This is a genomic window from Curtobacterium sp. GD1, from assembly GCF_020882855.1.
Classification (GTDB): Bacteria; Actinomycetota; Actinomycetes; order Actinomycetales; family Microbacteriaceae; genus Curtobacterium.
Genome location: NZ_JAFEVQ010000007.1, coordinates 58,929 through 72,154 on the forward strand (window position 1 = coordinate 58,929; position 13,226 = coordinate 72,154).

The window sequence follows — 13,226 nt, forward strand, 5'->3', positions numbered from 1 at the left end:
TAATAACGTGCACACACGTGTGCAAGTTATCAGTTCCAGCACCCCCGACCGGGGGTGGTCCCCCAAAGTGCCGACTGCGCTCCCTGAGAGCAAGCGCATAACTTCACAGCAATTCCATGAAGAACACGGACGGAGCCAGGAGTGCGCCTTTTGAACCGTGCAACACCGAACGACAACCCGAACCCGAACCCGCATCGCATCGCACGCGTGCTGACCGCCGGCATCGCCGCCGCGGCCCTCGCGTGCGGTGGGCTCGCCGTCGGTGGGGCGGCCTCCGCGGCCCCGTCCGGCCTCTCGCCCGCCGACCTGAAGATCGCGCAGCCGCTGCGTGACGCGAAGCCCCAGAAGACGATCGCGGCGTTCGTGCGCACGACCGGCCAGGGCGCCCTCGAGGTCGACGCGAAGGCCAAGGGCGGCGACCTGACGAAGTCGAAGACGCAGTCCTCGGCCGCGAAGCAGCGCGTCAAGGCGATCGGCTCGACCGTCGACGCGGTCCGCGCTGCCGTCAAGCAGTCCGACGCGGACGCCACCGAGCTCTACTCGACCGAGTACACCGTCCCGGGCATCGCCGTCGTCGCCGACGTCGAGGCGCTCCGGAAGGTCGCGGCGCGCTCCGACGTCGCGAGCATCATCCCGCTCACGCCGAAGAAGGTCGTCGAGCCGACGGTCAACGAGGACGCCTCGGCGGCCCCGTCCGGCGTCGACCCGAGCCTCGTGAAGCCGGGCGCGGACGGCGTCAGCCCGAAGAACGCGGCGAGCGACGTCTACACGCGGGCGCTCAACGCGTGGCAGCAGACCGGCCACACCGGCAAGGGCGTCAACGTCGCCGTGCTGGACACCGGCCTCGACTACACCCAGGCGGACTTCGGTGGCCCCGGCACCACGGCCGCCTACGACGCTGCCCTCGCCTCGACGAGTGCGCCTGCTCAGGGCTCGTACGACCCGCAGAAGTTCCTCGGCGGGTACGACTTCGCCGGGCCGACCTACAACGCGGACCCGACCGACCCCGACACCTACCAGCCGGTGCCCGCGCCGGACGACAACCCGATCGACGGCAAGGGCGGCGACCACGGCACGCACGTGTCCGGCACGATCGCCGGCTACGGCCTCGACGCCGACAAGCAGACCTTCGACGGCGACTACACCAAGCTCACCACGCAGCAGGTGCAGGACATGTGGATCGGTCCGGGCACCGCGCCCGAGGCCGGCCTCTACGCCCTCAAGGTGTTCGGCGACGGCGGCGGCTCGACCGACCTCACCGGTGCCGCGCTCGACTGGGTCGGCCAGTCGCTGACCGAGGGCAAGGACATCAACGTCCTCAACCTGTCGCTCGGTTCCGACTACGGCGCACCGGACGACCCCGACAACGCGAAGATCGACGCGCTCACCGCCCGCGGTGTCCTGCCCGTGATCGCCTCGGGCAACGCCGACGACTTCACCGACATCGGTGGCTCGCCCGGGAACGCCGAGGGTGCCCTGACGGTCGCCGCCAGCGCCACCGGCCAGTCGCTCTACGACGGTGTCCAGGTGACCGCCCCGTCCGCCGTCGCGAAGACCTACCGCGCGCAGTACTCACAGAACTTCCAGGGCACGCTGCCGGTCGAGGGCGACGTCGTCGTCCCGACCACGAACGTCGACGGCTGCACGCCCTTCACGGGTGCGGACGCCGCGGCCGTCGCAGGCAAGGTCGTCTGGCTCAAGTGGACCGACGCCGCGCTCGAGTGCGGGTCCGGGGTCCGGTTCAACAACGTCCAGGCCGCCGGCGGCGTCGGCGTGCTCCTCGCGGGCACGATCAACACCTTCAGCTCGGGCATCGCGGGGAACGCGACCATCCCGGGTGCCGAGCTGACCAAGGACAGCGTGACGAGCCTCCTGGCCTCTGCCAAGGCCGGGACCCTGCACGTGAAGTTCGCCGACGAGCTCAAGGGCTTCGAACTCGCCACCGACCCCGAGGCCGTGAACACGCTCGCGTCGTTCACCAGCCGCGGTGTCCACGGTTCGTTCGGTGACATCGTCAAGCCGGACATCGCCGGCCCCGGGGTCAACGTGATCTCCGCGGCCAACGGCACCGGTGACGACCGCATGTCGATGAGCGGCACGTCGATGGCGACGCCGGACGTGGCGGGCATCGCCGCGCTGACGTTCGAGTCGCACCCGACCTGGTCGGCCCCGGACGTCAAGGCCGCGCTCATGAACACGGCCACGCACGACGTCAAGGACGGCTCCGGCACGGCGACCCTGCTGCGCCAGGGCACCGGCCGCGTCGACGCCCTGCAGGCCGTCACCGCCGACACCACCGTGAAGAGCGTCGAGAACGGTCAGCTCGTGACCGCCTCGTTCGGTGTCGTCGAGGTCGCGGGCAAGACCAGCGAGACCCGGTCGCTCCTCATCGAGAACACCGACTCCACGGCCCACACCTACGACGTGGCCTACCAGCCGCAGGTGTCCCAGCCGGGTGTCGCGTTCTCGCTCAGCACGAAGCGCGTCACCGTCGGCCCCGGTCGCGGTGCCGTCGTGGACCTGACCTTCACGGTCGCCGACCCGACGCAGCTCCGCCGCGTCATCGACCCCACCCAGGAGTCGGTGCAGCAGGGCTACCAGCGGGAGTTCGTCACCGCCGCGACCGGTCTCGTGACCTTCACCCCGACCGACAAGACGCTCGACCCGCTGCGCCTCGGCACGTACGTCGCGCCGAAGCCGGTCAGCGCCGTGCGCGGTTCGGGTGTGTCCTTCACCGGGTCCCAGAAGACCGCGAACCTCGCGCTGAGCGGCCGCACGGTCGACCAGGGCGGCCTGACCTCGGGCTACCACGCCGCGGTCGCACCGTTCGTGCTCGGCGGGACGGACGGCGTGGAGTCGTTCCCGACGGGTTCGGCGTCGCAGTCGCTCAAGGCCGCTGACGTCCGTGCCTACGGCGTCAGCTACGACAAGGCGTCGGACACCCTCGCGTTCGGTGTGCAGACGGCCGGTCCCGACGCCAACCCGGGCGCCGTGACCAACGTCGAGGTGTTCATCGACACGAACGGCGACGGCAAGGACGACTACCTCGTCTACGACGCGAAGTCGTCCGTGGTCGACGCGACGCTCGTCACGACGATCGACCTCGCCAAGGCTGCGCAGGCCGTCGACGACCCCGACATCGACCCGGTGGTCGACGCCTTCCCGCTCAACGGCGGTGCCCCCGGCCAGGACGTCAACACGTTCGACAGTGCCGTCAAGGTGCTGCCGGTGACGGCCTCGGCGATCGGTGCCGCGGGCAAGACCATCTCGTACCGGGTGGAGACCGAGTCGGCGTACGCGCCGGGTGCGGCCACCAGCGGGTCCTCGGTGGTCGACGTGACCTCGACGGCGAAGTTCAACCTCGCCAAGCCGACGCTCACGTTCGCGCAGGGTGGCCAGGGCGGCACGCTGTTCGCCGACAAGGGCACGCTCCAGGTCACCCGCGGCGCCGGTGTGGCCAGCGCCCGGATCCTGCTGCTACACCTCGGCAACGCGGTCGGCAGCCAGGCCCAGAGCGCCGCGGCGACCTGGGTGGCCCCGGCACTGACGCTCGTCAAGGGCAGTGCGGTCTCCATCAGCGGCAAGCCGACGGTCGGCACGAAGCTCAAGGCGAACCACGGTACGTGGAACGGCTCGGGCGTCACGTACTCGTACCAGTGGCTCCGTGACGGCAAGGCGGTGAAGAGCGCGACGAGCTCGTCCTACAAGCTCGGCACGTCCGACGCCGGCCACACCTTCTCGGTGAAGGTCGTCGCGACGGCGAAGGGCTACCAGGACGGCACGTCGACCTCGAAGTCGACCGCCAAGGTCGCTCGCCGCTAGGCACCGACACCACCACTCGGGCCCCGTCGCACCCCAGCGGCGGGGCCCGCAGTGCGTCAAGAGGACATGTAGTTAGACAAACTAGTTATCCGGTGGGAGGGTTGCAGCATGCAGACGCAGACCACCCTGAAGCAGCTCCGGGCCAACCCGATGGAGTGGCGTCGCCGTGGGCTCACCCCGCCGGACGTCATCCAGTCGATGATCGAGGAACGCCTCGCCGAGCCGGGCCACTCGGCCCCGGTGGGCGACCCGTCGTACCAGGACTTCTTCCGCAGCTGAGCGCGCGGGCGCGACCCGCTCGGGGACTGGAGGCGCGGTGCCGGCTGGCACCGCGCCTCCAGTCCGTCTCCGGTACCGTCCGTCGGTCCGACGGCGGGCGCTGCGACGGCCGCACCGGGCGACCGGCAGGTAGCGTGCCGGTGGCCGTCCGATAGACTCGGGTGGACCACCGGCCCGACTGGTCGTGTGAGGTCCTCCGCCAACGTGAGGAGAACCAGATGCCCGCTGCAGTGATCATCGGAGCCCAGTGGGGCGACGAGGGCAAGGGGAAGGCCACCGACCTCCTCGGGTCCCGCATCGACTACGTCGTGAAGTTCAACGGCGGCAACAACGCCGGGCACACGGTCGTCGTCGGCGGCGAGAAGTACGCCCTGCACCTGCTGCCCTCGGGGATCCTCACACCGGGCGTCACGCCCGTCATCGGCAACGGCGTGGTCGTCGACCTCGAGGTCCTCTTCCAGGAGCTCGACGCGCTGAAGGCCCGCGGCGTCGACACCTCGAAGCTGCTCGTGTCGGCGAACGCCCACGTCATCACGCACTACCACCGCACGATCGACAAGGTGACCGAGCGGTTCCTCGGCAAGCGCCAGATCGGCACCACCGGTCGCGGCATCGGCCCGACCTACGCCGACAAGATCAACCGCGTCGGCATCCGCATCCAGGACATCTTCGACGAGAACATCCTGCGCCAGAAGGTCGAAGCGGCCCTCGACCAGAAGAACCACCTGCTGGTGAAGGTCTTCAACCGGCGCGCGATCGACGCCGACGAGGTCGTCGAGTCGCTGCTGTCCTTCGCGGACCGCCTGCGTCCGATGGTCGCCGACACCGGGCTCGAGATCCACCGTGCGCTCGAGCGTGGCGAGACCGTCCTGTTCGAGGCCGGCCAGGCCACCATGCTCGACGTCGACCACGGCACCTACCCGTTCGTGACCTCCTCGTCGGCGACGGCGGGTGGCGCGGCGACCGGTTCGGGCATCGGCCCGGGCAAGCTCGAGCGCATCATCGGCATCGTCAAGGCGTACACGACCCGCGTCGGCGCCGGTCCGTTCCCGACCGAGCTGTTCGACGAGTCGGGGGAGTTCCTCCGGGCGAACGGCTTCGAGTTCGGCACCACCACGGGTCGCCCGCGCCGCTGCGGCTGGTACGACGCCCCGATCGCCCGCTACACGGCGCGCGTCAACGGCGTGACGGACTTCGTGCTCACGAAGCTCGACGTCCTCACCGGGCTGTCGACGATCCCCGTCTGCGTGGCGTACGAGGTCGACGGCGTCCGCGTGGACGAGGTCCCGGTCAACCAGTCGGACTTCCACCACGCCAAGCCCGTCTACGAGGAGTTCCCCGGCTGGACCGAGGACATCACGGGTGCCCGCTCGTTCGAGGACCTGCCGAAGAACGCGCAGGACTACGTGCTCGCGGTCGAGGCGATGTCCGGGGCGCGGATCTCCGCGATCGGTGTCGGCCCCGGGCGTGACGCCATCGTCGTGCGGCACGACCTGCTCGGCGACACCGCAGCCTGACGATGCGCGTCCTGTTCGTCTGCAGCGGCAACATCTGCCGTTCGCCGCTCGGCGCACAGGTCCTCACGGCGCGACTCGGCCCGGACGCACCCGCGTTCGTGGTCGAGTCCGCCGGCACCATCGCGCAGGACGGCGCTCCGATGGACGATGCCGCCGCAGCGCAGTCCGTGCGACTCGGCGGGTCGCCCGACGGGCACCGTGCGCGGTACCTCACCGCGGCGATCGCGGGGTCGGCGGACCTCGTGCTCACCGCCGAGCGCTCGCACCGTGCGGCCGTGGTCTCGCTCGCGCCCCGGACGGCGAAGCGCGCGTTCACGGTCAAGCAGTTCGCCCGGGTGCTCGACGGGCTCGAACCGGCCGAGCTCGGCGGCGTGTCCACGCCCGAGGAGCTCGTCGAACTCGTCGCCCGGCTGCGGGGGACCGTGCCGCCGCTCGCGGACCCGACGGGCGACGACGTCGATGACCCGTACCGCCGGTCGACGGCGACGCACGAGCGGGTGGCAGACGAGATCGCCGCGGCGCTCGTGGTGGTCGCGGACGCGCTGCGCGCCGTGCGCTGACGCGCGGGCACACTGTGCGCCGGGCGCTGACGCGCGGGCACACTGTGCGCCGGGCGCTGACGCGCGGGCACCTGCGCACCGTGCGCTGACACGCGGGCACACTGCGCGCCGGGCGCTGACGCGCGGGCGCCCTGCGCCCCGGCCGCCCGCCGCTCAGCGCCGCGCCAGCACCTGCCGCTCGCGACTCGCGGCGACGCCGGCCACGAGCTGTACCCCCAGCAGCGCCAGCAGCACCACGACCGGCACCGTCCAGCCCCCGGTCGCCGTGTGCAGCAACCCGATCCCGAGCGGTCCGAGCCCCGCGAGCAGGTACCCCGTCCCCTGCGCCATCGTCGACACGTGTGCGGTGTGCCGGGCATCGGGCGACCGCCACACGATGTAGCTCAACGAGAGGCTGATCGCGCCGCCCTGCCCGAGCCCGAGCAACGTCATCCACAGCCACGCCCCGGCGGCCGGAGCCACGAGCAGGCCGACGAACCCCACCGCGCAGACCACCACCACGACGACGACCGGCACCCACGTCGGTCGCAGTCGCCGCGCGATCGCGGGCCCGGTCACCCCGGTGACGATCCCGGGCAGGCTCGAGTACGCGAGCATCAGGCCGGCCTCGTGCGCGGTCACCCCGGCGTCCTGCAGCACCGTCGGCACCCAGGTGAGGAACGCGTAGTACGACAGGCTCTGCAACCCCATGAACCCGGTCACCGCGATCGCCACGGGGTCGCGGAACAGGCGGGCGAACGTCGGCTCGTCGGCGGCCTCGACCGGAGCGTCGTCCACCGTCCGCGAGCGCCCGGTGTGCCCCGGGTTCCGCAGCGCCCGCGGCAACCAGACGAGGAACGCGACGACCGCCGGCACCGCCCAGAACGCCAGCGCCGGTCGCCACGACCCGAACGCGGCCGCGAGCGGGACGACGGCCGCCGAGGCGATCGCGGCACTGAGGAACAACGCCGTCGAGTACAGCCCCATCATCAGCCCGACCCGGTGCGCGAAGTCGCTCTTGATCGCCGCGGGCATGAGGACGTTCGCCACCGCGATCGCGGCGCCGGCCAGCACGGTGCCGCCGTAGAGCGCCCAGCCGTGGGGCTCGATCCGCAGCGCGATGCCGACCGCGAGCACGGCCATGGTCAGGCCGAGCAGCCGGTGCAGCCCGATCCGCCGGGTCAGCAGCGGCGTCAGGAACGCGAACGCCCCGAACGCGAACACCGGGATGGTGGTGAGCAGGCTCGCCGCCGACGGCCCGAGGTGCAGGGAGCGCTCGACGGCACCGAGGACCGGACCCACCGACGCCACGCCCATCCGCAGGTTCAGCGCGACGAGCAGGAGTCCGGCGCCGACGTACCAGGCGGCCAGGAGTCGCCGGCGGGGCCTCGTGTCGGGCACGGTGGTGGAAGCGGTGGTCATGCATCGATCCCACCATCCGGCGGGACCGGCCCGGAACACGTATGCTGCCGCTCGATGTCGGTTTCCAGCCACGCCCACGAGCGGATCGTCGACGACCGCACCGAGGCGGCGTACCGCTTCGAGCACGCCGAGACGGTCCCGCCCCACGCGCACCCGCTCGGTCACCTCGTGCACGCGGCGACGGGCGTGCTGTCCCTCATCACCGCCGACGGTGCGTGGATCGCGCCGTCGAACCGGGTCGCGTGGGTGCCGGCCGGTGCCGAGCACCGGCACCGGGCCCACGGGGTGACCGACATGCGGATCGTGTACCTGTCCGCGGAGGCCGCCGCGCGCCTCCCGTCCGGCCCTGCGGTCCTGTCCGTCTCACCGCTCGCACGGGAGGCGCTGCTCGCCCTCACGACACCGGCGCCGCGCTCCGAGACGGCCAGGTCCCACCTCCGTGCGGTCGTCGTCGACGAGGTCGCGTCCGCGCCGGAGCAGCCGCTGCACCTGCCGGAGCCGCGCGACCCCCGGCTGCGCCGGGTGGTGCGACGGGTCGAGCGCGACCTGTCGACCCCGCTGTCGCTCGCCGAGCTCGCGGCCTGGGCGGGGCTCGGGGAACGGACGCTGACCCGGCTGTTCCGGCAGGAGACGGGCACGGGGTACCGGCAGTGGCGCCTGCAGCTCCGGGTGCACCGTGCGCTCGTGCTGCTCGCGGGAGGACACAGCGTCACCGACGTCGCGGCGGCCTGCGGATGGGCGACGACGAGCCAGTTCATCGAGCAGTTCACGCCGCTGGCCGGGATGACACCGGGGACGTACCGCCGGGCTGCCGGCCGAACGAGCGCCTGACGGTCCTCCAGCGGATTGGCCGGAGAACGAGTACCCCGATCTGTCCCCTGTACCCCGGAAGTGCGACGCCCGACCCCGGAAACCCGGGCTTCGCCGATGGGGCGCATTGACGGAACCCGTGAATCGGCGGGCGTCGCTGGCGGGTGGAGGGGGCGGTCTCGTAGCGTTCTCATGTCAGCCGATGTACCCCGGATCGCGAAGGAGAGCGACATGAGCACCACCGTCAGCACCGACACCCGAGCCGAGGTCACGCTCGACACCGAGACCGTCGACACGATCGCCATCCTCGAAGCCCAGGCCGAACCGCACGCCCGCCCTGCCCGCGCCAAGCTCACCTGGACGCAGGAGGACGACGGCGAGTGGGTCGCCAACTACGGCGGGTACTTCGGCGGATCGGTGGACAAGCGCGACGACCGCTACGTCGCCTCGGACACGTTCGGCCTCGTCGTCGGCGACTTCGCGTCGCTCGAGCAGGCACAGGCGAAGCTCGCGGACCAGCTGCACGTGATGCTGCCGTCCGTGATCCGCCCGGTCGACTAGCACGTCGCTCCCCGGAGCACTGCACCACCCCGCACCACCCGCACCACGGAACGCCGCACCACAGCAGCACGCACCAAGAGGAGCACGACCATGAGCACGCCCGTCGACCACCACCAGCACACCGAGGTGACCGTCGACACCGCCACCATGGTCGCGATCACCGGCATGGACGCCCAGGTCGACGTCGTCGTCGACACCGACGTCGACGAGCCGGTCCACCCGCGCATCCTCTGGTCGCGGCCGGACACGGGGCTCTGGGCGGCGAACTACGGCGGCTACTACGGCGGGACCGTCGACCGCCAGGGTGCGCACTACTTCGTATCCGACACCTTCGGGCAGTACGTCGGCGACTTCCGGTCGCTCGAGGAAGCCCAGCTGCGGCTCGCCGAGCGGCTCCACGTGCTCCTGCCGGACGTGCGTCGCGACGGCGCCTGACGCTCTGGACTGCGGCCCGGACCGCGTCAGCCGATCGGCTGACGTGATCCGGGCCTCCTGTCTGTCATGCTCTCGACGTGGGCCGACGCTCGGCCCGGACCGGGGGGACCATGACGTCGGACGAGCACGCGACCATTCCGCACCGAGCGGGCCCGTCTGCACGCGCGGTGCTGGCGACGTGCGTCGTCGCGGCACTCGTCCTGCTCGCCGGGCTCGTGGTCGTCACCTCGTCGCCCGCGCCGCTGCGCGCGCTGGGCGCGAGCGGCGTCTGCGGCGGGTGGTCGGACGACGAGGCCGGACGTGACGAGACCCGGATGTCCGCCGGGTTCGTCCTGCGGAACCCGTCCGACCGGCCCGTCACGCTCCGGGGCGTCCGTGCGACGTGGGACTCCGGGCTCCGCTCGGTGCGCGTCGTCCTCGCGGAGAAGGTCCGGGGATCCGGCACGGGCGCACTGATGGGCGACACCGCGAGCGTCGTCGACGGCGCGCAGGTCCTCGACGCCGACGGTACGGTGATCGCGCCGCACCACGACGTCCGGGTCGTCGCCGAGATGCGCTCGAGGAGCCTGGCGCACGGCGGACACCTGACCGGGCTCCGGGTGACGACGACCGGGCCGCTGGGGACCCTGCGGACCCAGGACCTGTCGGACGTGACCGTGGGGATGACCACGCCGGGGTCCGACGTCTGCTGAGCGGCGTGGCTAGGCGACCCGCTCGATGAGCTGCGGCCCGTCGTTCCTGACGCTGTTCACCGCACGCGAGACCTCGTACTGCTCGAGGCCCGCCGCGACCGTCAGCGACTCGTGGTCGAGCAGGGCGAGCAGGTCGTCCTGTCCGAGGCCGCCCTGCTCGGTGTCCAACCAGGCGTCGTAGCCGTCCGGGGTGAGGAACGCCGGCATGCGGTCGTGCACCTCGCCCGGGGCCACGTGGGCGTCCCGCGTGATGATCGCCAGGGACAGCCGCCACTTGTCCGGGTCGCCGTCGGGCTTCGTGGGGTCGGGCCACGCGCTCACGACGCCGGCCATCGCGAGGGCACCGCCGGGTTCGTGGACGAAGTGCGGTTCCTTGCCGTCCTCGCGCACGACCCACTCGTAGTAGCCCTGGGCGGGGACGATGCAGCGGTTCGTCGCGAACGCCCGCTTGAACATGCCGCTCGTCGCGACGGTCTCGATGCGGGCGTTGATCGGCTTCGGGCGCTGCTTCTGGAAGTCCTTCGCCCAGCTCGGCACGAAACCCCAGCTGATCTGCGGGAGTTCGCGCTGCCCGTGCCGCTGCCGGACCGCGAAGACCGGGTCGGTCGGTGCGACGTTCCAGCTCGGGACCAGGCCGGTGCCGACCACGCCGGTGTCCTCGTCGACGTGCTCGGTCCGGTCGGCGAGCTCACCGATCAGTTCCGGCAGCAGATCGGCCGTGGTGTCGGAGACGACGAACCTTCCACACATGCGCCCAGTGTGCCCGGTGCCACCGACACGCGCTCACGCGCTCACTCGCCCGGGAGCGCCAGCTTGCTGCCGCTCGGGCTGTCGGGGCGGCCTCGGCGCGGCGCGGGCGGGACGGGCGGCAACGCCTCGGCCTCGACGCGGAGTTGCTCCTGGCGCCCGAGCGTGCGGATGCCGATGACCCCCGTGCCGCTCGTGATCACGATCGAGAAGATCCAGACGCCCGGGAACAGGATCACGGTGTCGCTGCCCACCGACGAGGCCACGTCGAACACCAGGGTGCCGAGGACGATGCCGATCCACCCGCCCGTGAGGAACAGCGAGCGGTACGCCGCTCGGACGAGCAGGTCGCGGGTCGCCGGCATGCCCTGCAGCACGGCGTCGCGGTGCTCCGGCGCGACCGGCGGCGGGTTGCGGCGGAAGTACCGGGCGATCGCCTCCTGTGTACGCCACCCGATACCGGGCACGGGTGGGAGCGACCATCCCCGGGGGCCGATCGGCGTGAGGGCGGCACCGACGCACCCGATGCCCGCGGCGACCAGGAGCGCCACGACGACCCCGGCTGCGACCGGGACGGCTCCGTCGAGGCGCTCGACGAACGCCCCCAGGAGCAGCAGCCCGGCGAACGCGACGACCGCGACGACGATCCCGACGCGGACGGCACGGCGGTGGTGGCGCCGGTCGACGAGCTCGGGGAGCCGCTCGCGGTACACCTGCCACCCGGCGCGGAAGACGGTCCGGGGTTCCTGCTCGCGGGCCTCAGCCACCGGGGAGCCGCACCTTCGAGCCGTCGACCCCGTGCTTCCCCGTATCGGCGTCTCCGGCCGGTGGATCGACCGCGAGGGCTGCGAGCCGCGCGCGCTCCGAGCGGCCGAGCCGCACCACGAGGTCGGGCAGCGTGCAGACGTACACCGCTGCCCACAGCAGCGCGATCGGCCGCACGTCGCTGCGCGCGACGGCCGCGATCCCGAGCAGTGCGACCCCGCCGAGGAGCGGGGTGAGCCGCGTCAGCCGCCGGACCAGCCCGCGCTGCAGGAGTCCGACGTCGGTCAGCACGGCCGCGCGGTCCTCGGGCGCCACCGGCCGTTGCCGTCTGCCCAGGTAGGGCTCCACCGACCACCGCACACTCATCTGCCAGTCCGGCCGGACCTGTCGCCCGTTGATGGTCGCTGCCGGGTCGAGCGGACGGTCGGTCCGGAAGGCGGAGAACACGATCGATCCGAGGCCGAGGGACACGAGCGCGATGACCACGACCGGTCGGACGGGCCCCGTACCGGCCCAGCCGAACGCGAGCTGCAGCACGACGGCGCCGACCAGCACGACCACGGAGCACGCGGCGGCGATCCACACGGCACGACGGGCGCGTGCGGGATCGACCACCGTGGCGATCCGCTCCCGCAGCACCTGCCACCCGAGTCTGAACACGAGGTTCCGTCTACTCCGTGAAGCTGACAGCGGTGGGGCCGGACACGCCCGACGCGTCCTCATCGACCGACCGCCGCCGCCCGCCGTTGCGCCCCGCTCCAGCGGTCGTCCAGGAACACACGGTGCGCTCGTGCCATGAGTCTCGACATCGTCTACACCGCCCCCGCCCACGCCACCGGAGGCGGCCGCGACGGACACGTGCGCAGCGAGGACGACCGCCTCGACCTCGACACCCGTCCGCCGAAGGAGATGGGCGGCAGCGGCGAGGGCACGAACCCCGAGCAGCTCTTCGCCGCCGGGTACGCCGCGTGCTTCCTCGGGGCGCTCCACGCCGCGGGCCGGGAGCTCGACGTCGACACGACCGGCGCCGAGGTCTCGGCCGAGGTCGGCATCGGCGGCACCGGCAACGGGGGCTTCGGCCTCGCGGTCGAGCTCGACGTCTACGCGCCGGTCGCCCGACCCGAGCAGCGCCAGCGTCTCGCCGAGCGCGCGCACGAGATCTGCCCCTACTCGAACGCCACCCGCGGCAACATCACCGTCGCGCTGTCGATCGTCGACTAGCGTTCCGCCCGTGGTCACCGACGAGTCGCGCTGCCCCTGCCTGAGCGGCAACCCCTACGGCGAGTGCTGCGGCCCGCTGCACGCGGGCGCCGCGGCCCCGACCGCCGAGCGGCTCATGCGGTCGCGGTTCAGCGCGTTCGCCCTCGGCCTGCCCGAGTACCTGCTGCAGACGTGGCACCCGCGCACCCGCCCGGCGAGCCTCGAGCTCGACCCGGCCCAGCGCTGGACGCGGCTGGACGTCCTGTCGACGGAGTCCGGCGGCCCGTTCGACTCCCGCGGCACCGTCGCCTTCCGCGCGTGGTGGCGCACCGACGACGAGCGGGGCACACTCGAGGAGACGAGCGACTTCGTGCGCGAGCACGGCCGGTGGTCCTACGTGGACGGCGCGGTGTCCTGAGCGCCTCCGTCCGCAGACA

14 protein-coding genes are annotated in these 13,226 nt (G+C 72.2%); 10 read left to right on the forward strand and 4 right to left on the reverse strand.

What is annotated here, in order from left to right; all coding sequences use genetic code 11:
* Window positions 1–150: 150 nt before the first annotated feature.
* The 4 genes from JSX79_RS05450 (at window position 151) to JSX79_RS05465 (ending at window position 6,178) form a co-directional block, all read left to right on the forward strand.
* On the forward strand, window positions 151–3,822 hold the full coding sequence (locus tag JSX79_RS05450) for a S8 family serine peptidase (RefSeq protein ID WP_229085391.1): 3,672 nt from the start codon (window positions 151–153) through the stop codon (window positions 3,820–3,822).
* Window positions 3,823–3,930: 108 nt separating this feature from the next.
* Complete coding sequence (locus tag JSX79_RS05455) at window positions 3,931–4,101, forward strand: hypothetical protein (RefSeq protein ID WP_156794772.1); 171 nt, start codon at window positions 3,931–3,933, stop codon at window positions 4,099–4,101.
* A 218-nt stretch (window positions 4,102–4,319) separates the two neighbouring features.
* Entirely contained in the window at window positions 4,320–5,618 is a 1,299-nt protein-coding gene (locus JSX79_RS05460) for an adenylosuccinate synthase (protein ID WP_070417034.1), read from the forward strand.
* Between the two features lie 2 nt (window positions 5,619–5,620).
* The gene (locus tag JSX79_RS05465; RefSeq protein WP_229085392.1) at window positions 5,621–6,178 is read left to right on the forward strand and encodes a low molecular weight phosphatase family protein; all 558 of its coding nucleotides are present in this window, start codon (window positions 5,621–5,623) and stop codon (window positions 6,176–6,178) included.
* Between the two features lie 153 nt (window positions 6,179–6,331).
* Here the strand turns inward: JSX79_RS05465 and JSX79_RS05470 are convergent, their stop codons facing one another.
* Entirely contained in the window at window positions 6,332–7,579 is a 1,248-nt protein-coding gene (locus tag JSX79_RS05470) for an MFS transporter (RefSeq protein WP_229085393.1), read from the reverse strand.
* 54 nt (window positions 7,580–7,633) lie between these two features.
* Between JSX79_RS05470 and JSX79_RS05475 the strand changes: the two genes are divergently transcribed.
* The 4 genes from JSX79_RS05475 (at window position 7,634) to JSX79_RS05490 (ending at window position 10,077) form a co-directional block, all read left to right on the forward strand.
* The gene (locus JSX79_RS05475; RefSeq protein WP_083403142.1) at window positions 7,634–8,410 is read left to right on the forward strand and encodes a helix-turn-helix transcriptional regulator; all 777 of its coding nucleotides are present in this window, start codon (window positions 7,634–7,636) and stop codon (window positions 8,408–8,410) included.
* Window positions 8,411–8,620: 210 nt separating this feature from the next.
* On the forward strand, window positions 8,621–8,950 hold the full coding sequence (locus JSX79_RS05480) for a hypothetical protein (protein ID WP_070417032.1): 330 nt from the start codon (window positions 8,621–8,623) through the stop codon (window positions 8,948–8,950).
* 90 nt (window positions 8,951–9,040) lie between these two features.
* Window positions 9,041–9,385: a hypothetical protein gene (locus JSX79_RS05485; RefSeq protein WP_229085394.1), complete on the forward strand. Its 345-nt coding sequence runs from the start codon at window positions 9,041–9,043 to the stop codon at window positions 9,383–9,385.
* A gap of 167 nt (window positions 9,386–9,552) precedes the next feature.
* A complete protein-coding gene (locus JSX79_RS05490; protein ID WP_229085395.1) occupies window positions 9,553–10,077 on the forward strand; it encodes a hypothetical protein in 525 nt (174 codons plus the stop codon).
* 9 nt (window positions 10,078–10,086) lie between these two features.
* Here the strand turns inward: JSX79_RS05490 and JSX79_RS05495 are convergent, their stop codons facing one another.
* From JSX79_RS05495 to JSX79_RS05505, 3 genes are read right to left on the reverse strand one after another with little or no spacing between them, the layout of a single operon-like run.
* Window positions 10,087–10,827, reverse strand: a complete 741-nt coding sequence (locus JSX79_RS05495; protein WP_071303480.1) for an SOS response-associated peptidase — start codon at window positions 10,825–10,827, stop codon at window positions 10,087–10,089.
* A gap of 41 nt (window positions 10,828–10,868) precedes the next feature.
* Window positions 10,869–11,591, reverse strand: a complete 723-nt coding sequence (locus JSX79_RS05500) for a hypothetical protein (RefSeq protein WP_229085396.1) — start codon at window positions 11,589–11,591, stop codon at window positions 10,869–10,871.
* A complete protein-coding gene (locus JSX79_RS05505) occupies window positions 11,584–12,249 on the reverse strand; it encodes a hypothetical protein (protein ID WP_229085397.1) in 666 nt (221 codons plus the stop codon). The genes JSX79_RS05500 and JSX79_RS05505 overlap by 8 nt, the downstream gene beginning before the upstream one ends.
* A 135-nt stretch (window positions 12,250–12,384) precedes the next feature.
* On the opposite strand from JSX79_RS05505, the gene JSX79_RS05510 reads away from it, so the two are divergent.
* Entirely contained in the window at window positions 12,385–12,810 is a 426-nt protein-coding gene (locus JSX79_RS05510; protein WP_229085398.1) for an organic hydroperoxide resistance protein, read from the forward strand.
* 10 nt (window positions 12,811–12,820) lie between these two features.
* A complete protein-coding gene (locus JSX79_RS05515) occupies window positions 12,821–13,207 on the forward strand; it encodes a YchJ family metal-binding protein (RefSeq protein WP_229085399.1) in 387 nt (128 codons plus the stop codon).
* Window positions 13,208–13,226 lie beyond the last annotated feature (19 nt).